Source organism: Methyloceanibacter sp. (genome assembly GCF_050726195.1).
Taxonomy (GTDB): domain Bacteria; phylum Pseudomonadota; class Alphaproteobacteria; order Rhizobiales; family Methyloligellaceae; genus Methyloceanibacter.
Window position 1 is genome coordinate 61,261 of the sequence record NZ_JBOHJC010000005.1, and the last position, 24,823, is coordinate 86,083.

25 protein-coding genes, 1 other RNA gene and 1 pseudogene are annotated in these 24,823 nt (G+C 65.7%); 6 read left to right on the forward strand and 21 right to left on the reverse strand.

The genetic code is table 11. From position 1 onward, the window contains the following. Positions 1-86 precede the first annotated feature (86 nt). The 4 genes from ligD to ACRECX_RS04945 form a co-directional block, all read right to left on the reverse strand. Entirely contained in the window at positions 87-2,084 is a 1,998-nt protein-coding gene (ligD, locus tag ACRECX_RS04930; protein WP_431557703.1) for a DNA ligase D, read from the reverse strand. Continuing rightward, on the reverse strand, positions 1,967-2,680 hold the full coding sequence (locus ACRECX_RS04935) for a DNA polymerase ligase N-terminal domain-containing protein (RefSeq protein ID WP_431557704.1): 714 nt from the start codon (positions 2,678-2,680) through the stop codon (positions 1,967-1,969). Before ACRECX_RS04935 ends, ligD begins: the two co-directional genes overlap by 118 nt. Positions 2,681-2,684: 4 nt before the next feature. Further along, positions 2,685-3,554, reverse strand: a complete 870-nt coding sequence (locus ACRECX_RS04940; RefSeq protein WP_431557705.1) for a Ku protein — start codon at positions 3,552-3,554, stop codon at positions 2,685-2,687. Positions 3,555-3,667: 113 nt separating this feature from the next. Further along, positions 3,668-4,900 (reverse strand): hypothetical protein, encoded by a 1,233-nt coding sequence (locus ACRECX_RS04945; protein WP_431557706.1) that lies wholly within the window; start codon positions 4,898-4,900, stop codon positions 3,668-3,670. Between the two features lie 210 nt (positions 4,901-5,110). On the opposite strand from ACRECX_RS04945, the gene ACRECX_RS04950 reads away from it, so the two are divergent. Beyond that, positions 5,111-5,998 (forward strand): SDR family NAD(P)-dependent oxidoreductase, encoded by an 888-nt coding sequence (locus tag ACRECX_RS04950; protein WP_431557707.1) that lies wholly within the window; start codon positions 5,111-5,113, stop codon positions 5,996-5,998. Between the two features lie 23 nt (positions 5,999-6,021). Here ACRECX_RS04950 and ACRECX_RS04955 read toward each other — a convergent pair whose 3' ends face one another. Further along, on the reverse strand, positions 6,022-6,309 hold the full coding sequence (locus ACRECX_RS04955) for a hypothetical protein (RefSeq protein WP_431557708.1): 288 nt from the start codon (positions 6,307-6,309) through the stop codon (positions 6,022-6,024). A gap of 94 nt (positions 6,310-6,403) precedes the next feature. Further along, positions 6,404-6,479: a transfer-messenger RNA gene (ssrA, locus tag ACRECX_RS04960) on the reverse strand. Between the two features lie 174 nt (positions 6,480-6,653). On the opposite strand from ssrA, the gene ACRECX_RS04965 reads away from it, so the two are divergent. Together ACRECX_RS04965 and ACRECX_RS04970 are read left to right on the forward strand one after the other, a co-directional pair. After that, positions 6,654-6,947, forward strand: a complete 294-nt coding sequence (locus ACRECX_RS04965; RefSeq protein WP_431557709.1) for a YggT family protein — start codon at positions 6,654-6,656, stop codon at positions 6,945-6,947. Positions 6,948-7,006: 59 nt separating this feature from the next. Then, positions 7,007-7,291: a DUF167 family protein gene (locus ACRECX_RS04970; protein ID WP_431557829.1), complete on the forward strand. Its 285-nt coding sequence runs from the start codon at positions 7,007-7,009 to the stop codon at positions 7,289-7,291. Here ACRECX_RS04970 and pyrF read toward each other — a convergent pair. From pyrF to dnaK, 5 genes are all read right to left on the reverse strand, one after another. Continuing rightward, on the reverse strand, positions 7,281-7,976 hold the full coding sequence (gene pyrF, locus ACRECX_RS04975) for an orotidine-5'-phosphate decarboxylase (protein ID WP_431557710.1): 696 nt from the start codon (positions 7,974-7,976) through the stop codon (positions 7,281-7,283). The genes ACRECX_RS04970 and pyrF overlap by 11 nt on opposite strands. Beyond that, on the reverse strand, positions 7,973-8,548 hold the full coding sequence (locus ACRECX_RS04980; protein ID WP_431557711.1) for an NADPH-dependent FMN reductase: 576 nt from the start codon (positions 8,546-8,548) through the stop codon (positions 7,973-7,975). The genes pyrF and ACRECX_RS04980 overlap by 4 nt, the downstream gene beginning before the upstream one ends. 12 nt (positions 8,549-8,560) lie before the next feature. Further along, entirely contained in the window at positions 8,561-9,658 is a 1,098-nt protein-coding gene (locus tag ACRECX_RS04985; RefSeq protein ID WP_431557712.1) for an AI-2E family transporter, read from the reverse strand. A 99-nt stretch (positions 9,659-9,757) separates the two neighbouring features. Next, positions 9,758-10,897 carry a molecular chaperone DnaJ gene (dnaJ, locus tag ACRECX_RS04990; protein WP_431557713.1) on the reverse strand — a complete coding sequence of 380 codons (1,140 nt, stop codon included), beginning with the start codon at positions 10,895-10,897 and terminating at the stop codon, positions 9,758-9,760. 109 nt (positions 10,898-11,006) lie between these two features. Continuing rightward, complete coding sequence (dnaK, locus tag ACRECX_RS04995) at positions 11,007-12,926, reverse strand: molecular chaperone DnaK (protein WP_431557714.1); 1,920 nt, start codon at positions 12,924-12,926, stop codon at positions 11,007-11,009. A gap of 229 nt (positions 12,927-13,155) precedes the next feature. Here dnaK and ACRECX_RS05000 point away from each other — a divergent pair, with 229 nt between their 5' ends. After that, entirely contained in the window at positions 13,156-13,395 is a 240-nt protein-coding gene (locus tag ACRECX_RS05000; protein WP_431557715.1) for a hypothetical protein, read from the forward strand. 9 nt (positions 13,396-13,404) lie between these two features. Here ACRECX_RS05000 and ACRECX_RS05005 read toward each other — a convergent pair whose 3' ends face one another. Next, the gene (locus ACRECX_RS05005; protein ID WP_431557716.1) at positions 13,405-14,235 is read right to left on the reverse strand and encodes a methyltransferase domain-containing protein; all 831 of its coding nucleotides are present in this window, start codon (positions 14,233-14,235) and stop codon (positions 13,405-13,407) included. 72 nt (positions 14,236-14,307) lie between these two features. Between ACRECX_RS05005 and ACRECX_RS05010 the strand changes: the two genes are divergently transcribed. Then, positions 14,308-14,916 carry an alpha-ketoglutarate-dependent dioxygenase AlkB family protein gene (locus ACRECX_RS05010; protein WP_431557717.1) on the forward strand — a complete coding sequence of 203 codons (609 nt, stop codon included), beginning with the start codon at positions 14,308-14,310 and terminating at the stop codon, positions 14,914-14,916. On the opposite strand, the gene grpE is transcribed toward ACRECX_RS05010, so the two are convergent. The 6 genes and pseudogenes from grpE to ACRECX_RS05040 form a co-directional block, all read right to left on the reverse strand. Then, positions 14,913-15,563: a nucleotide exchange factor GrpE gene (gene grpE, locus ACRECX_RS05015; protein WP_431557718.1), complete on the reverse strand. Its 651-nt coding sequence runs from the start codon at positions 15,561-15,563 to the stop codon at positions 14,913-14,915. The genes ACRECX_RS05010 and grpE overlap by 4 nt on opposite strands. 87 nt (positions 15,564-15,650) lie before the next feature. Next, complete coding sequence (gene hrcA / locus ACRECX_RS05020) at positions 15,651-16,745, reverse strand: heat-inducible transcriptional repressor HrcA (RefSeq protein WP_431557719.1); 1,095 nt, start codon at positions 16,743-16,745, stop codon at positions 15,651-15,653. Positions 16,746-16,795: 50 nt separating this feature from the next. Continuing rightward, positions 16,796-17,734 (reverse strand): GNAT family N-acetyltransferase, encoded by a 939-nt coding sequence (locus ACRECX_RS05025; RefSeq protein WP_431557720.1) that lies wholly within the window; start codon positions 17,732-17,734, stop codon positions 16,796-16,798. Between the two features lie 233 nt (positions 17,735-17,967). Then, the gene (locus ACRECX_RS05030; RefSeq protein ID WP_431557721.1) at positions 17,968-20,214 is read right to left on the reverse strand and encodes an ATP-binding protein; all 2,247 of its coding nucleotides are present in this window, start codon (positions 20,212-20,214) and stop codon (positions 17,968-17,970) included. Between the two features lie 151 nt (positions 20,215-20,365). Continuing rightward, positions 20,366-21,876 (reverse strand): annotated as a pseudogene (locus ACRECX_RS05035) (YifB family Mg chelatase-like AAA ATPase). Positions 21,877-21,954: 78 nt separating this feature from the next. Continuing rightward, positions 21,955-22,332, reverse strand: coding sequence for a hypothetical protein (locus tag ACRECX_RS05040; protein ID WP_431557722.1), 378 nt, complete (start codon positions 22,330-22,332; stop codon positions 21,955-21,957). A 111-nt stretch (positions 22,333-22,443) separates the two neighbouring features. On the opposite strand from ACRECX_RS05040, the gene ACRECX_RS05045 reads away from it, so the two are divergent. Then, a complete protein-coding gene (locus ACRECX_RS05045; RefSeq protein ID WP_431557723.1) occupies positions 22,444-22,911 on the forward strand; it encodes a 2TM domain-containing protein in 468 nt (155 codons plus the stop codon). A gap of 6 nt (positions 22,912-22,917) precedes the next feature. On the opposite strand, the gene ACRECX_RS05050 is transcribed toward ACRECX_RS05045, so the two are convergent. From ACRECX_RS05050 to ACRECX_RS05060, 3 genes are read right to left on the reverse strand one after another with little or no spacing between them, the layout of a single operon-like run. Next, complete coding sequence (locus ACRECX_RS05050) at positions 22,918-23,448, reverse strand: ester cyclase (protein WP_431557724.1); 531 nt, start codon at positions 23,446-23,448, stop codon at positions 22,918-22,920. Then, on the reverse strand, positions 23,445-24,410 hold the full coding sequence (gshB, locus tag ACRECX_RS05055; protein WP_431557725.1) for a glutathione synthase: 966 nt from the start codon (positions 24,408-24,410) through the stop codon (positions 23,445-23,447). Before gshB ends, ACRECX_RS05050 begins: the two co-directional genes overlap by 4 nt. 42 nt (positions 24,411-24,452) lie before the next feature. Further along, positions 24,453-24,821, reverse strand: a complete 369-nt coding sequence (locus tag ACRECX_RS05060) for a YraN family protein (protein ID WP_431557726.1) — start codon at positions 24,819-24,821, stop codon at positions 24,453-24,455. Positions 24,822-24,823 lie beyond the last annotated feature (2 nt).

The window sequence follows — 24,823 nt, forward strand, 5'->3', positions numbered from 1 at the left end:
ACGTGCTCCTCCCAGATGGACACCCATCTTCGCCGGTCGCCGTGTCATGGACAAGGCGGAGGAGACAGAACCGACATTCGATTGTGCTAGCCGAGGCCGAGCGCCTTCTTCGCCTTGACCGTAAGCGATTGGCGCGTGGTGAAAAACCCGTCCCACGGGTCGGTCTTCAGCCGCTTGAGGCGGGCAGGGAGCGTTTTCACGTCGTACGGCGCGCCGCTTTTCAGCGATTTCAGCTCGTCCCAGCGGAGCGGCGTCGCCACCGGCGCGCCCGGCTTGGCGCGGGTCGAGTAGTTGCAGATCGACGAGCCGCCGCGCTGATTGCGCAAATAGTCGACGAAGATCTTGCCGACCCGCGTGCGCTTCAGAGGGTTCGCCGTGTAGCGGTCAGGGCGAGCGGCGACGAGCGCGTCGGCCACCGCCTTGGCGAACGGCTTGACCACGTCCCAACCCTCCTTCGGGGTGAGCGGCGCCACGACGTGTAGCCCCTTGCCGCCGGTCGCCTTGAGGAAACTCTTGAGGCCGAGATCGGTCAGGAACTCGCGCACCTCTTGCGCCGCCGCTTTCAGTATAGCGACGTCGAGATCCTCGTCGGGATCGAGATCGAACACCAGCCGGTCCGGCTTGCTGACATTCTTGACCGACACGCCCCAGTCGTGAATTTCGAGCGTGCCGATCTGCACGAGCCCGAGCAGGCCCTCCTCGTTCTCGATATAGAGATAAGGCTTCTTGCTCTCGCCCCCCGGAATCGGCACCTGCTTGATCGCCTTGCTCATGCCTTTCATGGCGTGGCGTTGGAAGAAGCGCTCGCCGTCGATCCCCTCCGGGCAGCGCACGAGGCTGATCGGCCTCTTGGCGACGTAGCGTAAAAGAGGAGATGCAACGTCGTCGTAATAGCGAGCGACGCCGAGCTTGGTCAGATCGATATCGGGGTAATAGACCTTGTCGGGGCTCGACAGCGTGATCTTGCCGAAGGAGACGTCGCTCGTCTTCGCCGTCTTGGTGGTGGCAGTTCTGGCCATGCCGGCCTCCTCATCCTCTTCACCCTCGCGGCGCACCTCGCGCGCCGGCTTGTCTTCGCGCAACCCCTGGAAGCTCGGGTGCCTGAGCCGCCCGTCGCGCGTCCACTCCGCGTAGTTGACGGTGCAGACCAGTCTCGGCTCGAGCCACACCGCGTCCTTGTGTTCCGCCTGGGGCACCTCCTCGAATGGCGACGACTTTCGCTCGAGCGGCTTGAACCTTTTCGCGAGGCTCGAAAAGCTCTCGGCGTTGAAACCGGTGCCGACCTTGCCGGCGTAGATCAGCTTGGCACCATCGAACGTGCCGAGCAGGAGCGATGAGAACGGCTTGCCGCGCACGTCCGACTTGGCGTAGCCGCCGATGACGAACTCTTGCGCCTTCTTGCATTTGATCTTGAGCCAGTCCTTGCCGCGGCCCGAGCGGTAGGGCGTGTCGGCGCGCTTCGACATGATGCCTTCGAGACCTGCGGCCGAAGCCTCGTCGTAGAATGCCTGTCCCGATCCCAGGACATGGTCCGAATAGATGAGGAAGTCAGAGACGCCCTTCGCCGCCATGAGCTTGCGCAGGCGCTCCTTGCGCTCGATCAGCGGCTTTTTTCGGAGGTCCTTGCCGTCGAGGAACAGAAGATCGAAGGCGAAATAGCGGATGGCGGGATCGGCGGAGTCGATATGCTCTTGCAGCGACTTGAAGTCGGTGACGCCGGACGGCAGCACGTAAGCTGCCTCGCCGTCGATCAGCGCGCTCTCGCACGGCAATGTCACAATCGCCTTGGCGATCGCCGGGAAGCGCACCGTCCAATCGAGCCCGCTGCGGCTGAACAGGGTGACGTCGTTGGCCGCCTTTCGCGCCTCGATGCGGTAGCCGTCGTATTTCAGCTCGTGCAGCCAGTTCGCGCCCGCAGGCACCTCCGTGTCGAGGGTTGCAAGCTCGGGTTCGACGAAAGGAGGCGTTACGACTTTGCGCGGCGTTTTGGCTTTGGCTTGGGCTTTGCCTTCGGCTTGGTCTTTGCCGTTGCCGCGCGCTTGGCTCGCGTCGGAGTTTTTTTTTGAGCCTTGTTGGACGACCACACGGCCGAATCTTCGCCGGTCTCGATCTCGGCCATGGTCCGGCCGGTTTTCACGCTCGTATCGTATTTCTCCGTAGGCTCGTTGCCGTCGCCGGCATATGCATCGCGCTTCTTGATGAGGAGCCAGTTCTCGCGCTTTCCGCCCGTGCGGTCCTTCTTCATGCGCACGAGCACGTAGTCGCCCTTGAGCCGCTTGCCGTTGAGGCGGAACTTGAAATCTCCCTTAGCAAGGCCCTCGTCGGGATCGCCGATCGGCTCCCACGTCCCCTCGTCCCAAATCATCACCGGGCCGCCGCCATACTCGCCCTTGGGGATGACGCCCTCGAAGCCGCCATATTCGAGCGGGTGGTCCTCGGTCCTGACCGCAAGCCGCTTCTGGGAAGGATCGAGACTCGGGCCCCTGGTCACGGCCCAGCTCTTCAGGACGCCGTCATGCTCGAGCCTGAAATCGAAATGCGTGCGGCGCGCCGCGTGCTTCTGGATGACGAAGCTGTTGCCCTTCTTTCGCGCGCGTTTTGGCCCCGGCTCCGGCGTCTTGGCGAAGTCCCGCTTCGCCTTGTAGGTGGCGAGCAGGTCCGCATCCCGCGTGCGCGCCATGTCTTTAGGCCGATTTCCGCTTCGGCGTCCGCGCCGTCTTCTTGCTGCCGCGCGCCGCGGCGGCCTTCTTGCCGCCGGATTTGGCCGCGCCCCCGCTCTTGCCCTGCTGCACGCTCTTCTTCAGCGCGTCCATGATGTTGATGACCTTGGCGCCGCCCGGCTCCTCGGTGACGATCTCAGGCTTGCGGTGCTCCAGCTTCGCCTGGATCAGCTCCCACACCGCTTCGGAATACTCGTCCTTGAACTGCTTCGGTTCAAATTTCCCCGCCTTCCGCTTCACCAGCTCCTTGGCAAGATCGAGCGCTTCCTTGTCGACTTTGACCTCGGGGATGTCGTCGAACAGCGCGTCGGCCGCGCGGATCTCGTTGGCGTGGCGCAGCACTTCGAGCAACAGACCCTTCTCGAACGGCTTGATGGCGACGATATTGCCATGGCCGCGCAGGATGAACTGGCCGACCCCGATCTTCTTCGTCTCTTTCAGCGCCCGATGGAGCAGGACGTAGCCCTCATCCGCCATGTCGCCGTCGGGCATCAGGTAATAGGGCGTCTGGAAGTAGCGGTCGTCGATGGCGTCCTCGTCGACGAAGCGCGCGAGATCGATGGTCTGCTTCGATTCGAGCTTGAGCTCGTCGATTTCCTTGGGGTCGATCAGGACGTATTTGCCCTTCTCATACTCGTAGCCCTTGGTGATCTCCTCGTTCTCCACCGGGCCGACGCCTGGCGCGATCTTCTGGTAGCGGATGCGCTTGCCGGACGGTTCGTGAATCTGGTGGAAGGCAATGGCCCGTTCCGCGGTGGTGGCGGGGTAGAGCCTGACCGGGATGTTGACGAGCGACAGACGGAGGTGACCGGTCCAGAAAGCGCGGGGTGCCATTGCGCCTTACTCCTTGGAAACACACGTCAATGCGCCGGCCGCGCGCCCGCGGCCGGGCTAGTTCAACAACGCCCGGCATCCCCAAGTTCCGGCGGAAAACGGGGCCAACGGGCTCAATTTTCTAGCATATAACCATTTTCCTTAAGCATAAGTTCGAGCGCCTCCGGAAACGTGACTTTCGTCATCTCTCCGGGACACTCGCCGCGCTCATCGAGGTCCTGGTCGCAGGCCTCGAGCCCCCAATCGGTATTGCGGTCGTAGTATTTGAGCATCAGGTCCCAGGCGTCCTTGCCTTCGCCGAGCCTGATCTTCTGCGCCACGTAGCCGGCGAGGAATCCGTTCACCTCCTCCTCCGGCACGCCGACGATCATGGTCTTGAGCCATGCGGCGTGCGCCGTCTTGAAGCGCGCATCGCCGCTCATGTCCTCGATCTTGTCGCCCTTCAGCGCCAGCACCTGGAGCGGCGCCTCCGAGCAGGCATAGCAGGCGAAGGCGTAGAGAAACGCGTTGTCGCGGGTCTCAAACTCGTAAGTGCCGTCACCATCGAGATCGACCGCGAGCATGGGGCCGCCGTCGAACTCGCCGACGTCGACCGTCGTCCATTCCGAACCCTCGGCGTTGCTGGTGATGACGCTCGTCACGGAGCAGCAATGCGCGCCGCCGGTGTAGAACGACACCACCACCTCTGGGTAGGGATTGTTGGGATCGAGTTCGGCGATCTGCACGCTGACTGGCGGATCGGCGAAGCCCGCGCTTTCGCCTTGAAGCTTGGCCACGACGCGCGGACCGGCGGGCGAGGCGCCGTCTGCCGCGGCTTCGTTCGTGGCGTTCACCTCCCCGCCGGTGACCCCGGTCCCGGACGCATCGCCCATGTCCGGCTCTGTGCCGCTTTCGAGATAGACCGTCACCACCGGCGCCCGCCACACGGTCTCGCCCACACCGATCTCGCCAGGCAGGATGGCTTCCTCGGGAATGTCTTCCAGCGCGGGCGCCGGCTCGTCCTCGGTGGCGGACTCCGCCGCTGGCGCCTCTCCCGCCTCGTCAGGCATATCGTCGGCAGGCGTTTCCTCTGCCTCCTCGGGCGGCTCCTCATCGATATAGGTGAGGGTCACCCGCACGGGTCCAAGGGAGATTTCCTGCTCGGTTGGCTCCACACCCTCCTCGTAGCCCCCGACCACGATCTTGGGCGAGTCGTCCTCGGTCGCGATCTCTGGAACGTCGAGATATTTTCGGTCCAGTTGCTTGACCGCCGCGCCAAGGCTGGGCTCGGCGCTCTCCGCGGTGGTGGCGATGGCGAAACCCAGCGCCGCGGCCAGGACAAGATACCGAAAGTCGACTAGACGCATGGTGTAAGTCTCTCTAGATACTAACAAAAAAGCTCCTCCCTCAGAGCGACGCCACTCTAGCGCGCCGCCCTGTGCATCCCCAACCCTCGACGCTCGGACGGTTACCGGTGTCAACAACCGCACCCGCTTGCATGATCGCGTGTTAGGTGATTGCTTGCCGCCGCGGCTTCCTAGGGACATTGGGCACCCGGAAAGTGGCATTGGATGGACATGAACGAGAGCGATGAGAGGCAAGGGCCGCTTGCTCCCGCCGCCGTCATCACCGGTGCCACGCAAGGCATCGGCCGGGCGCTCGCCGATGAATTCGCCAAGGGCGGGCACACGCTCCTTCTCGTCGCCCGTGACGAGGCGAAGCTCGCCAAGACCGGCCGTGAGGTCTCGGCCGCACATCACGTCAAGGTCCACCACGTCGCCTGCGATCTTTCCACGGCCGAGAGCTGCGATCGCGTCGAGGACGCGCTCCGCCGCAACGGTCTCTACTGCGAGTCACTGGTCAACAACGCCGCGATCATGAGGGCGGGCTTTTTCCAGGATCAGGACCGGGAAACCCTGCTCAAGCTGGTCGATCTCAACGTGCGCGCCGCGGTCGATCTGACCCGCCGGTTTCTCCCCGACATGCTGGCGCGCGGCCGCGGCGGCGTGCTCAACGTCGCCTCGCTGGAAGGCTTCATGCCGGTGCCCTATCAGGCGACATATGCCGCGACCAAGGGGCTCATGATCGCCTGGAGCCGGGCGCTTGCCTGGGAGGTCTATGGCAGCGGCGTGCGCATCTGCGTGGTGACGCCCGGTCCCATCGCCACCGACTTGCACGCCAAGGCCGGCGCCGAGCACTCGCGCTATGTCGTCTACCTGCCGTTGATGACCCCGGAACAGATGGCCGAGGCCGCCTACCGCCGCTTCATGCGCGGCAACTGGGTGATCATCGAGGGCTGGCTCAACCGGCTCATCGCCTTCGTCGTGCGCTTCGTGCCGGGCATCATGCTGATCCCCGCCATCGGCTGGTTCTTCCGCGTACGCGACGCCGACGGCAACCTTCAGCAGCCCAAGCCGCTCAAGAAGCCCGAAGATGCGAGCCGGCGCCCGACCTCAAAGGCCTGATGCCGCCCTCCTGGAGCGTGTCATTAGCCGAGCCAGCCAAGCTCTTTCGCCTTCGCAACGGCCAGGTGGAAAGCTTGGTCCCTGAACTTGGTCGCGTCCGGTGCCGTGGGGCTTGGCTCTGCCCAAATGTCTGTGACGATCAAGTGGGGATTGTCGGGCCGCTTCTCGTACCTCACCCACATTTCCGTTTCGATCTTCGTCACGGTGATGCTGTTGCCGCGAACCGTGACGGATAGCAGCTCGGCGACTTCATCCTCGGCTATCAGGTCCGCGACGCCTTGAATGAAGCGATCTGTTTCGTCGTCTGGCATGACGGCGATTTTAGTCCAACATCGTGCCGCTTGCAGGGCATCGAACCGGGGTCCGGGCCGGAACGGGGATCTGAACGATCGATTTCCAAGGTAATGGTGGAGCCGAGGGGAATCGAACCCCTGACCTCAGCAGTGCGATTGCTGCGCTCTCCCAACTGAGCTACGGCCCCATCAGGGTGCCAGGTATCAGACATCAGATATCAGATTTCAAGGGGTAGACCGCGGTGCCCGATTTCCGCCCTACTTCCTGATTTCTGACTTCTGACATCTGAAACCTGACGGCTTGCCCTCGCCGCCGCCTCTCCGCTACATGATCGCCAGGCCGCGCCGGGAGGGGTCGTTTCATGGTGCCATTGATCGGTTTCATCGTGCTCGTCATCGACCTCTATATCTGGGTGGTCATCGCGAGCGCGATCCTGAGCTGGCTGATCGCCTTCAACGTGGTGAACACCAGCAATCGCTTCGTCTATACCCTCGCCGACATGCTCTACCGGGTGACGGAGCCCGCGCTTCGGCCGATCCGCAGCATCCTGCCCAATCTCGGCGGCATCGACATCTCGCCGGTGATCCTGATCCTGTTTCTCCTGTTCATCCGCGATGTGGTGCTGCTCGGCTGGATCTTGCCGGCCGTCGCCTAGTTCCGGCGGTGAACGTCACCGGCCCAAGCCTAAACGTTCGCAGGACCGCCACGGGCGTGATGCTGCCGGTGCGGCTCACGCCGAAAGCCGCCCGCGACGAGGTCGTGGGTGTCGAGGACTTCGGCGGCGAGGCGGTGCTAAAAGCGCGCGTGCGCGCGCTGCCCGAGGACGGCCGCGCCAATGCCGCGCTCGAGAAGCTCATCGCCAAGTGGCTGGGTGTGCCGGCAACGTCAGTCAAAGTGGCGCACGGCGGCAAGGCGCGCCTGAAGCAGGTCGCGATTGCTGGCGATCCAACCGCGCTTACCCGCCTGATCTCCGAACGCCTCGCCAAGCTCAGCGCATAGCGCCGGCAATCTCTGCAGCGATAGCTTCCGCCGCCGCGCGCGGATCGTCGGCGCGGGTGATAGGCCGGCCGATCACGACATAGTCGGCCCCCGCCACGATGGCGATCTTTGGCGTCACCACCCGCGTCTGGTCGTGTGTGTCCGCCCCCTCGAGACGAATGCCCGGCGTGACGATCAGAAAGTTGCGCAGGCGCTCGCGCAGGGCCGCCGCCTCCTTGCCCGAAGCGACGATTCCGTCAAGGCCTGCGTCTTGCGCGAGCCGCGCACGCTCCTGAACCAACGCGAGCGGTGGCATCTCGATGCCCTGTTGCGATAGGTCGGCCCGGTCGAGATTGGTGAGCACCGTCACGCCGAGCAGCTTGAGTTTGCTGTCGCCCCGGCCGCGCACCGCCGCGTCGAGCGTCTTGCGGTCCGTGGCATGCACCGTGAGGAATGTGGCGCCGGTCCGCGCGATCGCCGCGGTCGCCCGCTCGACCGTCGCTTCGATGTCGAGCAGCTTGGCATCCAGGAACACGCGGCGGCCATCCCCGACAAGCTCGTGCGCCAGCGTCAGGCCGCCCGCAAACAGGAGCTCGAGCCCGATCTTGTAGACGCCGACGCTGTCGCCGAGCTGGGCGATAAGCGCCCGCGCCTCGTCCACATGCGCCACGTCGAGCGCGACGATGATGCGGTCTTTGGGCTTCATGCGGCGAACCGCTTGGCGGCCACGGCGAGGGCCTCGACCACGCTCTTGAGGAGGGTCTGCTGCGCCTCGTCCTTGAGGCTGCCGTCCTCGTCAAACGCATGCGCCGCCCGCGGCAGCGCGATCTGTTGCGGGATGACCGCGGCGCCCATGCCCACTTCGAGGATCTGCCTCAAAGTGAGCAGGCTTCGCATGCCGCCGTAATAGCCGGGCGACGCGCCGGAGACCGCGAACACCCGCGACTTGAACACTTCGAGCCCCGTTTCGCCCTTCTCGCGTACGCGTGTTACCCAATCGAGCGTGTTCTTGAGCAGCGCGGGAACCGAGGCGTTGTACTCGGGCGTGGCGATGAACACGCCATCGTATTCTTGCAGCAGCGCCTTGAAGGCGCGCGCCCGCTTCGGCGGCCCGTGCTCTGCTTCGAGGTCGCCGTGATAGATCGGCATCTCGTAGTCGGCGAGATCGATAAACACCGCCTCGATGCCGTTCGCCTCGGCAATGCGTTGTCCGAGCCGCGCGAGCTTCTTGTTGTGGGAGCCTTCCCGCGCGCTTCCGGCGAAGAACAATAGGCGCATTCGCTCCTTCCTCTAAGTGCTCGAACTCTTTTTGTCGGCGCCATCCTCGCCAATCGCGAACGCATGGCGCAGCGGCACGGTCGCCGCGGCGGCGAGCGGCGTGGCCAGCGCGAGCCCGAGCAGCCCGAACACGGCGCCGAACACGAGCTGGTTCAAGATCACCACGGCCGGCGGCATCGACACCGCGCGCGCCTGGATCAGCGGCGTGAGCAGATAGCTCTCAAGGAACTGGACGCAGCAGTAAAGCCCGAGCGCCCACAGCGCGAGGTTGAAGCTTTCGCCGCCGGCGACCAGCACGATGGGGATCGCGCCGATGATCGGGCCGAGATACGGCAGGAAACAAGCGAGGCCTGCGAACAGCGCCAGCACGAAGGCGATCGGCACGCCGAGGATCAGGAGGCCGACATAGGTGAACGCGCCGATCACCGACATGGTGATCGACTGCCCGATCAGCCAGCGCCGCAGAAGGTCGCCGGTTTCGAACATCATCCGCAGCACCTCGTCGCGGCGTTCGGCCGGCGCGAGCCGCGCCACCAGATGGACATAGGTATGGGGGTCGGCGGCGAGGTAGACGCCGAAGAACAGCACGATCAGCCCGGCGCTGAACAGGCCGAAGATCGACAGGGCGACGGAAGTAGCGCCGGTGGCGATGCCCCATTGGCTCATGAAGTTGCCGAGAAGCTGGATCAAGTCGACATTTTCGAGCAACGCCGACCGGTCGACGAAGCTGGCGACGGTGGCCGTGAGCGACGTGGCGCCGGCGGCGATGCTCTGGGCGAGCAGCGCGATCTGCTGCGTCAGTGTCGGTCCCGCGGTCCACAGCGCGAAGGCCAGACCCCCGGCAAGGCCGACCGCGACGATGGCGAGCATCAAGAGGCGCGGCAGGCCGGTTAGCTCGGCAAGCGCGCGGCTCGCGCCGTAGAGCACGATGGCGAGCAGTATGCCAGCGAAGGTGAGGAGGATCGCCGTGCGCGCGTACCACAGGCCGACGGCAACGGCGAGGACGGCGATCGCCGCGGCCGCGACCTTAGCCGCCCGCGCGGCATCGAAGGGTACGGAGTCCTTCTTCGCCACTCTCTTGGGATCGCGCAAGGCAGGCTCGCCGGCCATCGCTGTCTCGCTTGCTGGCGCGCATGACTGACGGCGAACTGGCGCGCGGGGAAAGTCTCGCCCGCAATCTACGTCAAAGGCGGAGGCGATGGGTAGCCGCTACTCGCCGATACCCTCGAAGAATTCCTTCACGCGGGCGAAGAACCCGGCCGACGCCGGGCTGGTGTCGGGGTTCGAGGCCTCCTCGAACGCCTTCAGGAGATCGCGCTGTTTGCGCGAGAGATTCTTCGGCGTCTCGACCTCCACCTGGATGTAGAGATCGCCCTGCTGCTTGGAGCGCAGCACCGGCATGCCCTTGGCCTTGAGGCGGAACTGCTTGCCGCTCTCGGTCCCTTCCGGGACCTTGACCCGGCTCCTGCCGCCGTCGATGGTCGGCACGTCGATCTGGCCGCCGAGTGCCGCCGTGGTCATGGATATCGGCACGCGGCAGAACAGATCGGCGCCGTCGCGCTGGAAGAATTCATGCGGCTTGATCGACAGGAAGATATAGAGGTCGCCTGGTGGACCGCCGCGCAACCCCGCCTCGCCCTCGCCGGCGAGCCTGATGCGCGTGCCGTCCTCGACGCCGACGGGGATAGTAACGGACAGTGTGCGCTCGCGCGTGACTCGGCCCGCGCCGTTGCACGACGGACATGGCGTCTCGATGGTCTCGCCCCGCCCTTGGCAGGTCGGACAGGTCCGCTCGATGGTGAAGAAGCCTTGACTCGCCCGCACCTTGCCAGCGCCGCCGCAGGTGCGGCATGGGGTCGGCGTGGTGCCGGCTTTGGCCCCGGAGCCTGAGCAAGCCTCGCAGGTGACAGATGTCGGTACGCGGATCTGTGCCGTCTTGCCCTCATAGGCTTCCGCCAGGGTGATCTCCATGTTGTAGCGGAGGTCGGCACCGCGCTCGCGCGCAGAGCGCTGACGCGGCCGGCGCTGGCCCATGAACTCGCCGAACAGGTCGTCGAACATGGCCGACATGGACGCCGAGAAATCGGCGCCGAAGCCGTGCGGGCCATGGCCGCCGAGGCCGCCGTCGAATGCCGCGTGGCCGAAGCGGTCATAGGCCGCCCGGCGCTGCGGGTCCTTCAAGGCTTCGTAGGCTTCGTTGACTTCCTTGAACCGCTTCTCGGCGTCGGGGTCGCCGTTACAGCGGTCGGGATGGCACTCTTTGGCGAGGCGGCGAAACGCGGACTTGATGTCGCCCTCGCCGGCGCTGCGTTGCACTCCAAGTACGTCGTAGTAGCACCGTTTCGCCATCACCCCTCCGGACCCTCACACCGCCGTCCCGTATCCGGCGGCACAGAAGCCTCTTGTTGGGCGGTGGGGATCCTCACCGAAGCGACGACCCCGCGCCAATCACTTTCCATTACGCCGACTTCTTGCTGTCGTCGTCCTTCACTTCCTCGAAGTCGACATCGACCACCTTCTCGTCGGGGCCGGCGCCGGTCGACGCCGACGGACCGCCGTCGCCGCCGGCGGCCTGGCTCGCCGCATACATCGCTTCGCCGAGCTTCATCGAGGCTTGCGCCACCGCGTCGACCTTCTCCTTGATGGCCGCCACGTCCTCACCCTCGGCGGCGGTCTTGAGCTCGGCCAGGGCCTGCTCGACCGCGGCTTTGTCGCCTGCCGCGACCTTGTCGCCGAAATCCTTGAGCATCCGCTCGGTCGAGTGCACGAGCGCTTCGGCCTGGTTGCGGGCTTCCACCAGTTCGCGGCGCTTCTTGTCCTCCTCGGCGTGGGACTCGGCTTCCTTGACCATGCGGTCGATGTCGGCGTCGGTCAGGCCGCCCGAGGCCTGGATGCGGATCGACTGCGCCTTGCCGGTCGCCTTGTCCGTCGCCGAGACGTTGACGATGCCGTTGGCGTCGATGTCGAAGGTCACTTCAATCTGCGGCACGCCGCGCGGGGCGGGCGGAATGCCGACCAGGTCGAACTGGCCGAGCAGCTTGTTGTCTGCCGCCATCTCGCGCTCGCCCTGGAACACGCGGATGGTGACCGCGTTCTGATTGTCCTCGGCGGTGGAGAACACCTGGCTCTTCTTGGTCGGGATCGTGGTGTTGCGGTCGATGAGGCGGGTGAACACGCCGCCCAAGGTCTCGATGCCGAGAGACAACGGCGTCACGTCGAGCAGGAGCACGTCCTTGACGTCGCCCTGCAGCACACCGGCCTGAATGGCGGCGCCGATGGCCACCACCTCATCCGGGTTGACGCCCTTGTGGGGCTCGCGGCCGAAGAAGTTCTTCACCGTCTCGACCACTTTCGGCATGCGCGTCTGGCCGCCGACGAGGATCACCTCGTTGATCTCGGCAGGCTTGAGCCCGGCGTCCTTCAGCGCGGCTTGGCATGGGCCGACGGTCTTCTGGATCAAATCGTCGACCAGGCTCTCGAGCTTGGCGCGCGTGAGCTTCATGGTCAGGTGCTTCGGCCCGGACGCATCGGCGGTGATGAACGGCAGGTTGATCTCGGTCTGCTGCGTCGACGACAGCTCGATCTTCGCCTTCTCGGCGGCCTCCTTCAGGCGCTGCAGCGCCAGCTTGTCGCCGCGCAGATCGATGCCGCTCTCTTTTTTGAACTCGCTGGCAAGATAGTCGACGATGCGCATGTCGAAGTCCTCGCCGCCGAGGAACGTGTCGCCGTTGGTCGACTTCACCTCGAACACGCCGTCGCCGATCTCGAGGATCGAGATGTCGAACGTGCCGCCGCCTAGGTCATAGACGGCGATGGTCTGGCCTTCCTTCTTTTCCAGGCCGTAGGCGAGCGCGGCGGCGGTCGGCTCGTTGATGATGCGTAGGACCTCGAGCCCGGCGATCTTGCCGGCGTCCTTGGTCGCTTGGCGCTGCGCGTCGTTGAAGTAGGCGGGAACGGTGATGACCGCCTGCTCGACTTTTTGGCCGAGATAGGACTCGGCCGTCTCCTTCATCTTCTGCAAGATGTAGGCGGAAATCTGCGAGGGAGAGTATTTCTTGCCGTGGGCCTCAACCCAGGCGTCGCCGTTGTCGGCTTTGACGATCTTGTAGGGGACGAGTTTCTGGTCCTTGGCGACCGTGGGATCGTCCCAGCGGCGGCCGATCAGGCGCTTGATGGCGAATAAGGTGTTCTCGGGATTGGTGACGGCTTGGCGTTTGGCGGGCAGTCCGACGAGGACCTCACCATCGTCGGTGAACGCCACCATCGACGGCGTCGTGCGCATGCCCTCAGCATTCTCGATGACTTTGGGGTTTTTTCCCTCCATGACCGCGACACAAGAATTGGTCGTGCCGAGATCGATTCCGATCACTTTCGCCATTACGAGCCTCTCCTTCTGGCAAACCGTCCGGGCCCTGGAACGGCACCCGGATGTGACGCCCGCGCCTCACACGCGTCGCATCGGTCCCCATCGCTACGCCGCTCCCGCCGGCGAGGCCGGCAGGGTTCCGCGGTTATATAGGTGGCAACCCTATGACCCGCAAGGATAAGGGATGGTTGAGGATTAAGACGCTACAGTGGCTTCCAGGTCACACGCGATGGAGGCGATCATGGAGACCCTCTTCGAGCAATATCCGCTGCTCCTGCCGGCCCTTGGAATTCTCGCAGTGGCGTCCTTGTTCGCCTTGGTCTGGGTTGCGACCAGCACGATCTGGATTCGACCACCCGGCGATGGCCGGGATCGTGACGCGTGGCCCGGTGGCGCGACATTCACGGGTACCGGCGGCGATGCCGGCTGTTCCAACTCCGGCGGCGGCGATTGTGGTGGCGGCGGCGGCGGCGGGGACTAGGCGTAGCGATCAAGCCAAGCGCTTCCAGACGCCAATCAGAGTTGGAGTGAGACAGTAATAGCGGCCGTCGGCGGCAGCCTCGGCCATGTCCGTCTTGAACGCCTCGGCAAGCGCCCGATCGGCGATGCCAAGTTCGACAGCCGAGGCGAAAAGTCCTTGGTAGACGCCGATCAGCATTGCCGCCATGTCACTGAGCGGAAGGAATTTCACGTCGGCGAGCGTGCCGTCCGGCGCGCCGATGCCCACTCCCTCGAATTGCGCTGGCAGCTGGCGCCCTGCCCGCAGATTGCGCCCATGGCCGCGGAACACGCCCTCGAACAGACGGTTGAACTCCCCCATGGCGGGGCACAGCGGCTCGACCGCGATGCCGCCGAAGTCGAACTCCTGCGCCGCCACCACGCCGCCGGGCTTAGTCCAGCCGAGCATCTTCTCCAGCGCGATGACCGGCTCCTGCATGTGCATGAGGAACAGACGGCAATAGGTGAGGTCGAAGGGAGCGCCGGGAATGGTACCGGCTTCCATTACGTTGGCTTCGACGAGCGCAAACTCGGCGCCGCCCTCCGCTTTGAGATCGGCGAGTGCTTGCGCGCCCAGCGTGCCATCGATTTCGAGACCGGTGACCTTGCCCGAGGGGCCCACCCGGTCGCCCATCAGCCGCATCACTGCGCCGGGGCCTGAGCCCACGTCGAGGCAGGTCATGCCAGGGCCGAGCCCTACTCGGTCGAGCAGCGCCTCGGTCGCGCCCTGCCACATGCCCGCCTGATTGCGCAGGCGCTGATATTCCTCGTCGTCCCGCGCGTGGATGTACCCATCTGGATTTGAGGTCTGCGCCTGAGCCATGGCTCCTCTTCTGCAGCCAATGAGGTATAGGGGCGGGACGGTAGGCTAGGACTGAGGCGGAGCAAAGGTCGCGTGCAATATTATCCGCAACACTTGGACGCCGCGGCGCAAACCGCCCTGCTCGGCGCGATCCGGGAAATCATCGCCGCAGCGCCCCTCTACACGCCGGCCATGCCCCGCTCCGGCAAGCCGATGTCGGTGCGCATGACCAATGCCGGTCCCCTCGGCTGGGTCACCGACAAGGAGCACGGCTACCGCTACCAGGCGACCCACCCCGTGACGGGGAGGCCGTGGCCCACGATCCCGCCGCTATTGCTCGATCTGTGGGACGGGGTCTCGGGCTACCCGCACCCGCCGGAGGCCTGCCTCATCAATTACTATGCGGGCGATGCCAAGATGGGGCTGCATCAAGACAGGGACGAGGAGGACTTCGCCGCGCCGGTGCTTTCTGTGTCGCTCGGCGACACCGGCGTCTTCCGGGTCGGCGGCAAGTCGCGCAAAGATCCGACGCAGAAATTCGAGTTGAAGTCGGGCGACGTGTTCGTGCTGGACGGCGACGATCGCCTCGCCTTTCACGGGATTGACCGCATCCTCCCCGGCACCTCGAACCTTCTGCCCGAGGGCGGCCGCTTCAACCTCACGCTCCGGCGGGTCACCAGCCGAATTTACTTAAATAGCTAGTCGCCGGGGCCGCCTTCGGGGAAATCGTCGTTAGCCGGCGTACCGAAACCGTTGCCCTGCTCCGCCTTCGCCGCCTTGGCACCGCCTTTGGCTACGGCGACCAGCGCCGGACGCAACACTCTGTCGCCGATCATGTAACCCGCCTGCATCACGTCGACCACTGTGCCCTCCGGCACGTCGGTGCTGGCCACCTCGTACATTGCCTGCTGCGTGTTCGGGTCGAAACGCTGGCCAAGCGGCTCGATGCGGGTGACGCCGTGGCGCTCCAGCATATTGTGCAGCTCCCGCTCGGTGAGTTCGACGCCCTCGAGGAAGCTCTTGAGCGCTGGATCCTGCGACGCGGCCTCCGCCGGCACATGCTCGATGGCGCGCCGCAAGTTGTCGCCCATGGTGAGTACGTCGCGGGCGAAGTTGGAGATGGCGTAGCGCGCGGTGTCCGACTTCTCGCGCTCGGTGCGCCGGCGCAAGTTCTCCATGTCGGCCATGGTCCTGAGCAGCTTGTCGCGCATGTCGGCATTTTCGGCGAGCAGCGCCTCGAGGTCGGCGGCGACCTCGCCGTCATTCCCGGCTTTGGTTTCGGCCTTGGGGGAATCAGGTGTCGCCTGATCCTCGTTGACCTCCCGCGGATCACTCTTGTCGTCGGGCATTTGTCGCCTCGGCGAAGTGGTTCAACTATGGATTCCTTGGGGATATCAACCGGGAGCGAATAAAAATCAAGGGACAAGGTGCCGGGATCAGGGGGCGAGGCGCCCGAGTAACCTTGCCGTATAGTCAACCATCGGAATGATGCGCGCGTAGTTGAGGCGCGTCGGGCCGATGACGCCCAGCACGCCGACGATCTTCTGTTCGGTATCGGCAAACGGCGAGACGATCAGCGCCGAGCCGGAGAGCGAGAACAGCTTGTTCTCCGAGCCGATGAAGATGCGCACGCCGTCGGCGCGCTCGGCGAGGCCGAGTAGATGGATGAGATCCTTCTTGGCGTCGAGATCCTCGAACAGGAGCCGCACGCGCTCGAGATCCTCCATCACCCTGACGTCTTCCAGAAGATGCGCGCGTCCGCACACGATGAGGCTCTGACGGTCGCCGCCGTCGCCCGACCAGGTGGCAAGGCCCTCGGTCACCACGCGCGCGGTCAGCTCGTCGAGCTGGGCGCGGTGCGCCTCGATCTCCGCCTCGATGCGGATACGCGCCTCGGCGAGCGTCAGTCCGCCGATGCGCGCGTTGATATAGTTCGTGGCCTCATTGAGCGCCGTGGGCGGCAGCCCGGGGGGGATCGTGACGATGCGGTTCTCCACGTCGCCGTCTTCGCCAACCAGCACGGCAAGCGCCTTGCCTCCCCCGAGATTGACGAACTCGACTTGGCGCAGCCGCTTGCTCTGCTTGTCGACCAGCACGACGCCGGCGCAGCGTGATAGCCCCGACAGCATCTCGCCCGCTTCGGCGAAAAAGTCCTCAATGGCGCGGTTCCGCCCCCCGACCGCCATGCGGCTCTCGATCTGGCTGCGCTCCGCTTCCGTGATGTCGCCAATCTCGAGCAGTCCGTCGATGAAGAGCCGCAAGCCGGTTTGTGTAGGCAGTCGGCCGGCGCTGGTGTGTGGCGCGTAGATAAGGCCGAGGCTTTCGAGGTCGGACATGACATTGCGCACCGAAGCCGGCGACAGGGTCATCGGCAGGGCGCGGCTCAGATTGCGCGAACCGACCGGTTCGCCGGTTTCGAGATAAGTCTCGACGATGCGCTTGAAGATCTCGCGCGAGCGTTCGTTGAGCTGGCGCAAGCCGACCGCGGCTTCGGCGACGAGCTTCGCGCCCTTGACGTCGGAATGACCCATGGCGGGAAATCTAGGAGGCGCCCCGGCCCCCGTCAAACCGGCTCGGGGGCCTAGTTGAGCGGAGCAAAATCGGGCATGGCCGGCGAGGTGAGCTCGTCCGGCGCGCCGAAATGAGCGAAGTAGCGCGTTTTGATGGCCTCGACGGGCATAATGACAAAGACATCGACCGTGCCAAACTGATGGTCGATCACCGCGCCGTCGCCGACATAGGCGCCGACCCGCAAATAGCCCTTGATCAGCGGTGGCAAGGCCTTTAGCGCCGCGCGCATGTTGACCGCCTCTTTCGGCATCATGTTCATGTCGACGCGTAGGTGCTCATGCGCGCGGACTCGCCAGTCCTCCGGCGCAAGTGAATTGTGGTAGAGGAAGCTCAGCGCGAGCGCGTGCTCGGTGGGATCGATCCCGGGGAAGCTCGCACAGCCGATCATCACGTCGCCACCGTGCTCCCGCACATAGGACCACACCCCCTGCCACAGGAGTTCGAGCGTCCGTTTGTTTCGGTAGGGCTTTAGCACGCAGGAGCGGCCAAGCTCGATGAAACTGTAGTCAGGCTTCGATTGGATCAGCGGCGCGATGTTGTATTCACCTTGCGTGTAGAACCCGTCGTAGAGATCGGCGACGTCCTGGCGGAGCACGCGGTAGGTGCCGACTACTCGCGAGCGGCGCCAGCGTCCCTTGGCGGGATCGCCGCGATCGATCACAAGCAGATGGTCGAAGATCGGATCGTAGGCGTCCTCATCGCGCCGCGACAGCATGGCGAGTGCGCCGGGCACGGCTGACATCTCCTCGTAGAACACCGTGTAACGGAGCCGCTGCGCGCGCCTGATCTCGCTCTTCTTGCGAGCGAGCTGCACTTCGAGCCCGCCGATGCGGCCATAGACCTTGGGCGGTTGGAAGCGGTTGCGGAAGCCGCCGGACGAAAGCCGGCGCCGCCCCATGAACGGCAGTCCGCCGCCTTGGCCCGGCCTGAACGTCAACCCTGGAAACATGACCCCACCACGAAATCGGCCCGCAAGACGTCCGGACGTTGGCTTCATCGGCATGCTTTGGCCCGTTTGGTCAACTTTCGGGGAGAACGCGCCGCGGGAGGCCGCAGGCTACCGACGCTACCGAGGCCTGCGGTTACCCCGATTCGGCCACAACACAAGCCGGTTAGCAAACCAATTCGAAGCCAATGTGACAGTCTGGGGATAGTGGCCGCGCCGTCCGATTCGCCCTGAGATTAAGCTGCGCCGGCGCCGGCCGTTTCCTGGCCTTCCGCCCCTCCGCGGCGCCAGCGCCGGAGAAGCACCGCCAGGTCCCGCTTCTCGAATGGCTTGGCGAGGTAATCGTCGAGACCGGCGGCAAGATAGGCGGCTCGGTCCTCGGCGAAAGCATTAGCGGTCAGCGCCACGATCGGCGGGCGCCCTTCGCCCGGTCGCGCACCGTCCGGATAGAGCGCGCGGATGCGACGCGCCGCCTCGACCCCATCCATGTCGGGCATGTGGATATCCATGAGCACAAGGTCGAAGCCGCGTCCCTGGCCGTCGGCGCATTCGCCGGCCGCCTTGGCGATCGCCTCGGCGCCATCGCGCGCGCGCGCCACGCGCGCGCCCGACTTCTCGAGCACGGTGCAGGCGAGTAGGGCGTTGATGTCGTTGTCCTCCGCAAGAAGGACCGAGAGGCCCGCGGCGACGTCCATCGCGCCGGCCGCCGCGCTCGGGCTGGACGCCGCCGCACCAGGCCGCTTGGCTCCGTCCTCTCCCGCCTCGTCGAACAACTGGGTCAGGGCCGACAACGGCCTCACCGGCCGCACCAGATAACCGTTGAAGCCTTGCGCGCGGAAGTGTGGGATATCGCCCCGCTCGCCCGGATCGATGACTACCACTGCCCGCACCCGGCGTTCATTGGTACCGGCGCTGAGCAGCGGCAAGAGGCGCGCCGCGCCCGCCTCGACATTGGCCTTGTCGGTAAGCAACGCGCCGAATGGCATGCCTTTCGCGGCGGCGCCCGACACCACGCGCTCTGCGTCCTTCGCCTTTACCCGCGCGACGGCAGCGCCCATGGCGACGAGAAGATCGCCGACCAGCGCCGCCTCGATCGCGCCGTCGAGCACGAGCAGCACCCGCTCGCCTTGCGGCGGCTTGGGCCATCCAGCGCCGAGCCGCGACATGCGCGCCGGTGTGGCGAACGGCAAGTCCACGGTGAAGGTGGCGCCCGCGCCCGGTACACTCGCCACGTCGATACGGCCGCCCATCTCGTCGACCAGCCGCTTCGAGATGGCGAGCCCGAGCCCAGTGCCGCCGTGGCGCCGCGCCGGGCCCTGCTCGCCCTGCTCGAACTCGGCGAAGATGCGCTCGATGGCGTAAGGCGCGACCCCGGGGCCGGTGTCGCGCACGGCGAAGCGCAGCACGGCGCCGTTCTCCCGTGCCGGATCACCCGGCGCGATGCCAAGGGTCAAGGCCACGCCGCCGTGGTCGGTGAACTTGATGGCGTTGCCCATGAGATTCATCAGGATCTGGCGCACCCGCATCTCGTCGCCGATCACCGTCTTCGGCAGATCGGGCGCGGCGAACCAGCCGATTTCGAGCCCCTTGTCGCGGCCGCGCGGCGCCAGCAGCTCGACCACGCCTTGCGCCGCGTCGGCGATGTCGAACGGCGCGACCCTGAGCTCGATCTTGCCGGCTTCGATCTTGGAGAAGTCGAGCACCTCGTCGATCAGCGCGAGCAAGGTCGTGGCCGAGGTCGAGACGGCCCGCGCATAGGTGCGCTGCTCGGGCGATAGCTCTGTGTCGAGCAACAGCCCGGCCATGCCGAGAATACCGTTCATCGGCGTCCTGATTTCATGGCTCATGGAGGCGAGGAACCGCGACTTGGCATGGCTCGCGGTCATGGCCTGGTCGCGCGCTTCGGCGAGCGCAAGCTCGGTGGCGCGCTGTTCGGTGATGTCGCGGCCGACGCTTTGGATTTCGCTCACGCCTTCCTCGCCGGCGACGGCGAAGTCCTCCCATGCGAACCAGCGCGGGCCTGACACGGTGGAGAGTTCAACCACCCGGCTCCGCCGCTTGTCGCCTTGCGGCGCTGCATCGTCCTGATGGTCGCTGAGAATCGGCAAGTGGAACACCTGCCCGAGCGCCGCATCGCGCTCCAGGCCGAAGGTCCCGCAGAACGCATCGTTGACGAAGGAGAGCCGGTTATCCGCGTCGCGGCGCACGATGACGTCGCCCTGATGATCGAGCAGGTCGCGGTAGCGCGCTTCGCGCTCGCGCACTTCCCACTGCAGGTCCTTCAGCGATTCGAGGCTGGCATCGAGGCGTGCGGCGAGCGTCTCGAGCCGTGCGCTGCCGGAGTCGGAATTGCGGGCGGCGAGGAAGGCGAGGAGGCCCACGCCGAGCACTAGCGGCAAAATCGTCAGCGTGGTGTCGATGCCGAGCAGGGTGACGGAAAGGGCAATCAGCGCTAGCGCGGCGAGGCCGAGAGCCACCCGCACGCCAATCCCACCGGCGCGATCGGCGCCGAATCTATGCCGACTGCTACGCTGCAATGCTGACGCCATCGATTATGGCCGGGCGGAAAACCCGGCGGTTTCGTTGGCGGCAAAGAAGCAGAGAAAGCTTGAAAAAGGCTTTAGCGGCGGGGCCTCACGCCGCGGCCTGAGCCCGGCGCAGGGTCTCGCCGCGATAGCTCAAGGCCTCGGCGATGTGGATGCGGGCGACTTTTTCCTCGCCGTCGAGGTCGGCCAGGGTACGGGCGACCCGCAAGGTGCGGTGATAGCCGCGCGCGCTCAACGAGAGCGCGTCGGCCGCGTCGCGGAGCAGCCTTAGACCGTCGGACTCCGGGGCCGCGATTTCTTCGAGCAGCGCGCCGTCGCATTCGGCATTGGTGCGGATGCGCGGCAGCCCGAGCGCTGCATAGCGCGCGGTCTGCGCACTTCGCGCCGAGGTGACCCGCGCGCGCACTTCGGCGCTGCCTTCGCAAGGTTGCGGCAGCACGAGATCCGCGGCGGACACGGCCGGCACCTCGATTTGCAGGTCGATGCGGTCGAGCATAGGCCCGGAGATGCGCGCCTGGTAGCGCTCGGCGCAAGCCCGCCCTTGGCGGCACACATAGCCGGGCTCGCCCGCATGCCCGCAGCGGCAGGGATTCATCGCCGCGATGAGCTGGATGCGCGAGGGATAAGTGATGCGGTGGTTGGCGCGGGCGATCACCGTCTCGCCGGTCTCGAGCGGCTGGCGGAGCGCGTCGAGGACTTGCGGGTTGAACTCCGGCAACTCGTCGAGGAACAAGACGCCGAGATGGGCAAGCGCGGCTTCGCCAGGCCGCGGGCGGGTGCCGCCGCCGACCAGCGCCGCCATGCTTGCCGAATGATGCGGCGCGCGGAACGGGCGGTTGCGGCCGATACGCCCCCCGGCGAGATCGCCGGCGAGGCTCCGGATCATGGAAACTTCCAGCATCTCGGCCGGTTGGAGTGGCGGCAGAATGGAGGGGAGCCGCCGCGCCAGCATCGACTTGCCGGCGCCTGGCGGACCGATCATCAGGAGGTGGTGCCCGCCGGCGGCCGCCACTTCGAGCGCGCGCTTCGCGGTCTCCTGGCCCTTGATGTCCTTGAGGTCCGGCATCGCCTCGTGGCCGGGATCGGGAATAGGCTCGGGCCGCCGCAAGGTCTGCAGGCCCTTGAAGTGGTTGATGAGCTGGATGAGGTCGGCCGGCGCGAGGATCGCCATGTCAGCCGCGGCCCACGCGGCCTCGGGCCCGCACGGCCCAGGGCAGATAAGCCCCTTGCCAAGGGCGTTGGCGCCGATCGCGGCGGGCAACGCACCGGCGACCGCGGCGATCGACCCGTCGAGCGCCAGCTCGCCGAGCACGCAATAGCTCTCGATGGCGTCGCGCGCGATGGCGCCGGTCGCCGCCATCAGCCCGAGCACGATGGGGAGGTCGTAGTGGCTGCCCTCCTTGGGGTGATGCGCTTCGGCGGCAGCGCGAGGCCTATAGCGTTCAGAGCCCCGCGCACCCGCTCGCGGCTCTCGGCCACCGCCTTGTCGGGGAGGCCGACAATGGTGAAGTGGCGCAAGCCGGGCCCGATCTGCACCTGCACGTCCACGCCGCGGGCCTCGATACCCTCGAAGGCGACCGTGGTGACGCGCGCGAACATGGAGAGCCCCCGTCCTGCAACCGGGTCTTACTCTAGCGAAAAGTCGGCCGGGTCACAAGAACAATAAGGGAACATTCCTCAGCTCCAGACATAGCCTGCAAGACAGCCGAACAGGAGGCCGAGCACGAGGAGATCGGCGATGCCAAAACGCATCAGCCAGTGCGGCGGCTCGCGGTAGCGTGGCACGAGCCGTACGAGCAGGAGCCCACCGTAGAGGATCCAAGCCGTGACAGCGCCTGACAGCAGAAGCGCGGCGCGCTCGGCGTTGTCCTGCGGCGCGTCGCCGAGTAGCAGGAACAGGCCCGCCATGCCCGCCGCGACATAAACCGCGTAAGCAAGGATCAGCCACAGAGTCTTGATGAGGCCCGGCCGGTCGGTGCGCCATTGCTGCACGACCGCGGGCACGTTGGCGATCAGGACGCCAATGACGAGAAGGAAGATGCCCCAGTCCTGCATGTCGGCGCACCCGGCGGAACCACTTGTGACCTCGCGCCATTGTTCTGGGTCAAGGCACGCCGCTGGTGCAAGATCAATCTTGCGCCTGCCTCGCATTCATGAGCTGCTGCCATGCCGAACGACCCCCGCGCACGAATCCTTCTCATTCACATCGCGGCCTATGTCGCCGTCGTCGTCATCTGCGCCGCCGTCAATTTTTGGCTCAGCCCGGACAATCTCTGGTTCGTGTGGGTGCTGCTCGGCTGGGGTATCGGCGTCGCCGCGCATGGCCTTGCCTTCTGGCTGCGCACGACGCATCGCCGCGAGCGCGTGTTCGTCGATCCCAAAGCGCGCGGCTTCACTGTCCACCTGTTCGCCTACCTCGCCGTTGTCATTCTGCTGTTCATCGTCAACCTGACGGTGACGCCGAACGTGTGGTGGTTCTATTGGGTGGCGCTCGGCTGGGGCGCCGGCGCCGCCTTCCACGCCTGGTGCGCGTTCGGTAAGCGCCGCCACGCCGTGACGCAACGCGCGGACAAGGCGGCGGAAGCGCCACCGCGCAAAGGCGCGCGGGGTCGCCGACGCGCGAAGCGGGGCTGACGGCCGTTACGCTTTCGGAATGAGCGTGTTCGACGGCAGGCGCGGGTCGAGCAACCGCGCCGCCTGTTCCGCACCGGTGACGGGCAGACCGGTCTTGTCGAGGAGGCCGATCTGGGCGAGGAGCGATGCTTGGTCCCAATAGATGCGCTCGAACTTGACCTTGCCGCCTTCGAAGCCGACCACCACGACGAACGGGATCGTCACCTTGCGCCCCGTCGGCTTCACGCCGGGCAGGATCGCCGGTATCTCGCAACTATGAGTAAAGGAGAGGATGACCTCGTCGACGAGTTGGGTGTCGCCCACCGTGCGACTGACGAGCTCGATTGCAAGATCCTCGGGCCAATGCCCGATGAACCACGTGCCGTAGAACTGACGTACTGCCTCGCGCCCATTACCGCCCGCCATGGTCGGCACATGGGTCACGTGCGGCGCATCGCCCATGGTCGCCATCGTCGCGCTGAGATCGCGCGCCTTGAACTCGGCATGCGTATGGGCGTCGAACTTCGCGCCGAGCCCTTTGGGGTCGGCAACCGTCATGCCTTCATCCTCACAGGCCGTGCCGCCACCTTCTTCTCGATCACGTCCCAGATCATGGCGGCGATGTCGGGTCCGCCGAACTGCTGCACCTGACGGATGCCGGTCGGCGAGGTGACGTTGATCTCGGTGAGGTAGTCTCCGATCACGTCGATGCCGGTGAAGATTAGCCCGCGCCTCTTCAGCTCGGGCCCGAGCCGCGCACAAATCTCCTTGTCACGAGCGGTTAAGGTCGTCGCCTCGGCGCGGCCGCCAATATGCAAATTTGAGCGCGTCTCGTCCGCCGCCGGCACGCGGTTGATGGCGCCCGCGATCTCGCCGTCGACCAGGATGATGCGCTTGTCGCCGGCGCGCACCTGGCTCAGGTAGCGCTGCACCATGATCGGCTCGCGGAACGTCATGCCGAGCAGCTCGATCAGCGAGTTGAGATTGGTGTCGCCTTCGGCGATGCGGAAGATGGCAGCGCCGCCGTTGCCATAGAGCGGCTTCACGACGATGTCCTTGTGGCGGTCGCGGAAGGCCCGGATCGCCTCGGGCGAGCGGGTGACCAAAGTCGGCGGCATCAAGTCGAGGAAGTCGAGCACGAACACCTTTTCCGGCGAGTTGCGCACCGCGGCAGGATCGTTGACGACGAGCGTTCCGGGTTGCAGCCGCTCGAGGAGATGCGTCGTGGTGATATATGCCATGTCGAACGGCGGGTCCTGGCGGAGCAGCACCACGTCGAACTCCGCGAGGTCCACGGCACGCGGGTGCGCAAGCCGGTAGTGATCGCCCGGCTTGTCCTCCACCGTGAGGCTGTGGCCTTGGGCCATGAGCCGGCCCTCGATCAAGGACAGGTCGGCCGGCGTGTAATAGAACACGTCATGCCCGCGCCATTGCGCCTCGAGCAGGAGTGCGAAGGTGGAATCGCCCCTGATGTCGATGCGCTCGATGGGGTCCATCTGGAAGGCGACTTTGAGCGACATGACATCTGTTATAGGCAGACTCTCTTCGCAAACACCATCTCGTCATTGCCCGTCAACGGGGAATGCGTCGGCTATCACCCGCGGCCAGGCCAAAGGCGCGGTCAGCACCACGTCGAAGGCAATGTCGTGGCCGGCGAAGTCCGGGTGGCTGGAGAGCCAGTATTGCGCCGCGCGCACGATGCGTCGTCTTTGCTTGGCCGGCAGGGTCCACGCCGCGTCGCCAGTGGTTTTGCGCCGCTTCACCTCGACGAACACGAGCCTTCTGCCCTTGAGCGCCACGAGGTCGATCTCGCCGACCGGCGTCTTGTAGCGCCGCGCCACGATCGCATAGCCCTTGAGTCGGAACAGGAGCGCCGCGAGCGTCTCGGCGAACACGCCGCTCCGGTATGCCTTGACCCGCGCGTGTTGCATGC

Coding starts and splice junctions, on each gene's coding strand:
- ACRECX_RS04965 (WP_431557709.1), top strand. CDS start 6,654: ATGGTGCCATTGATCGGTTTCATCGTGCTCGTCATCGACCTCTATATC.
- ACRECX_RS04980 (WP_431557711.1), bottom strand. CDS start 8,548: ATGCGCCTATTGTTCTTCGCCGGAAGCGCGCGGGAAGGCTCCCACAAC.
- gshB (WP_431557725.1), bottom strand. CDS start 24,410: ATGTCGCTCAAAGTCGCCTTCCAGATGGACCCCATCGAGCGCATCGAC.
- dnaK (WP_431557714.1), bottom strand. CDS start 12,926: ATGGCGAAAGTGATCGGAATCGATCTCGGCACGACCAATTCTTGTGTC.
- hrcA (WP_431557719.1), bottom strand. CDS start 16,745: ATGGGTCATTCCGACGTCAAGGGCGCGAAGCTCGTCGCCGAAGCCGCG.
- ACRECX_RS04955 (WP_431557708.1), bottom strand. CDS start 6,309: ATGCCAGACGACGAAACAGATCGCTTCATTCAAGGCGTCGCGGACCTG.
- ACRECX_RS05040 (WP_431557722.1), bottom strand. CDS start 22,332: ATGCAGGACTGGGGCATCTTCCTTCTCGTCATTGGCGTCCTGATCGCC.
- grpE (WP_431557718.1), bottom strand. CDS start 15,563: ATGCCCGACGACAAGAGTGATCCGCGGGAGGTCAACGAGGATCAGGCG.
- ACRECX_RS05050 (WP_431557724.1), bottom strand. CDS start 23,448: ATGACGGTTGCCGACCCCAAAGGGCTCGGCGCGAAGTTCGACGCCCAT.
- ACRECX_RS05045 (WP_431557723.1), top strand. CDS start 22,444: ATGCCGAACGACCCCCGCGCACGAATCCTTCTCATTCACATCGCGGCC.
- ACRECX_RS04945 (WP_431557706.1), bottom strand. CDS start 4,900: ATGCGTCTAGTCGACTTTCGGTATCTTGTCCTGGCCGCGGCGCTGGGT.
- ACRECX_RS04940 (WP_431557705.1), bottom strand. CDS start 3,554: ATGGCACCCCGCGCTTTCTGGACCGGTCACCTCCGTCTGTCGCTCGTC.
- ACRECX_RS05060 (WP_431557726.1), bottom strand. CDS start 24,821: ATGCAACACGCGCGGGTCAAGGCATACCGGAGCGGCGTGTTCGCCGAG.
- ACRECX_RS05005 (WP_431557716.1), bottom strand. CDS start 14,235: ATGGCTCAGGCGCAGACCTCAAATCCAGATGGGTACATCCACGCGCGG.
- ACRECX_RS04985 (WP_431557712.1), bottom strand. CDS start 9,658: ATGGCCGGCGAGCCTGCCTTGCGCGATCCCAAGAGAGTGGCGAAGAAG.
- ACRECX_RS05025 (WP_431557720.1), bottom strand. CDS start 17,734: ATGTTTCCAGGGTTGACGTTCAGGCCGGGCCAAGGCGGCGGACTGCCG.
- ACRECX_RS04950 (WP_431557707.1), top strand. CDS start 5,111: ATGAACGAGAGCGATGAGAGGCAAGGGCCGCTTGCTCCCGCCGCCGTC.
- dnaJ (WP_431557713.1), bottom strand. CDS start 10,897: ATGGCGAAACGGTGCTACTACGACGTACTTGGAGTGCAACGCAGCGCC.
- ACRECX_RS05000 (WP_431557715.1), top strand. CDS start 13,156: ATGGAGACCCTCTTCGAGCAATATCCGCTGCTCCTGCCGGCCCTTGGA.
- pyrF (WP_431557710.1), bottom strand. CDS start 7,976: ATGAAGCCCAAAGACCGCATCATCGTCGCGCTCGACGTGGCGCATGTG.
- ACRECX_RS04970 (WP_431557829.1), top strand. CDS start 7,007: ATGCTGCCGGTGCGGCTCACGCCGAAAGCCGCCCGCGACGAGGTCGTG.
- ACRECX_RS04935 (WP_431557704.1), bottom strand. CDS start 2,680: ATGGCGCGCACGCGGGATGCGGACCTGCTCGCCACCTACAAGGCGAAG.